Raw genomic sequence first — 1,303 nt, 5'->3', positions numbered from 1 at the left:
AAGCAGGCGTTGTTTGTAACCCTCCGGGTTACGAGTGAAGTAATGGCGGCGCTGCAGCGCCTTGATTTTATTATTTTTACCTTCTACAGCTGCATTGGTAAAGCGAAGCTGATGATAATTGCAAATTTCTGCTTCCCAGTTATTCATCGTTCTTAAGCAAGAGCGAATCGCCGGGTGATCGATTTTTTCTCCTGCCTGCAGCCAGAACTGGAAGCCCTTTTGAGCTAGCGTGTAAGAAGCGCTGCAGTCATACCAATCGATGAAGACCTCCTTCCATTCATAGGCCTGGGAGAGCAGAGAGGAATAAGATAAAAGAACCGAACATTCGTTAGCTTCTGCCTTTGTTAAGTGGTCTCTTCGTTTACCTAATAGACGATGCCGTCGCTTCAAGTGTTTTTTTGCATGAGAAGCAAGCTGCTTTTGGACGTCTTTTCTTATGGTATGTAATGCCTCTGTTACATATCGGTTGACGTGATACCGATCGGCAATTCGAATAGCACCTGGATAGACTTCTTTCACAAACCGGTGGTACCCCGGAGCTAAATCTAGAACGACCGCCTGGGGCTGGAGAGCACCCCATTCGGGGTGCTGATCGATATATTGATGAAGCTCTTCGACCGTACGTCCCGGGATCACCTCTAACAATGATTCTCCTCGTAAGTCATGAAGCCCGGTGTTGTAAGTATGAGCTTTCCGAATCGCAAAATCATCGATGCCCAGCACCAGCTTGGGGCTGGAAGCAGCCTCTTCCCAGCACTCGTTTTGAACCCGAGCGCTTTCTTGACGCATCCATTGATGACAAAGGCGTGTAAGTGACGTGATCGGCATGCGTAGGACACGGGCCATATGCTGGATGGTGCTTCCCAGGACAGAGGAAACTTGTTGCTCGAAGGCTTTGGTATATCGTTTTTTAGGAGCTATACCTTCGTACTGCCAAACAAACGAGCTGCCACAGCTGTGGCAGGATAAGCGAATAGCAGGAAGATGAAGAAAGACATCATACCCAAAGACAGGAAGATGACGAACTTTTCGAATATACGCTGTACCACGACGGATCACCGAAGCCGCCGACCGACAGGTCGGGCATGCTTGAACAACATCGTTTGGCTGCACCCGGCAGATGAGGCCATCGGTTTCTTGTTGAACAGCAGTGATCTGAACCCCTGGTAAGTCTAATAAATGGCTGATAAAATGAGTGTACATCTGTCTCCCTCTTTTTGTTGGTTGTTGGTACTCTCAACATAACAGAGGGGCAGATGTTTTTTCATTTCTTTTTATCAAGAACATATTTTGGTGTTGAGCC

General features: G+C 47.6%; 1 protein-coding gene. It reads right to left on the bottom strand.

The genetic code is table 11. From position 1 onward, the window contains the following. Positions 1–1,203 (bottom strand): ISL3 family transposase (locus ACTTK7_RS17210; RefSeq protein ID WP_462869327.1); only part of this gene is annotated, 1,203 nt, incomplete at its 3' end. Between the last annotated feature and the right edge of the window lie 100 nt (positions 1,204–1,303).

The sequence above is a fragment of the Marinococcus tarijensis genome, from assembly GCF_054971385.1.
Note: the sequence above shows the minus strand (reverse complement) of the source record. Positions and strands in the feature narration are given on the sequence as shown.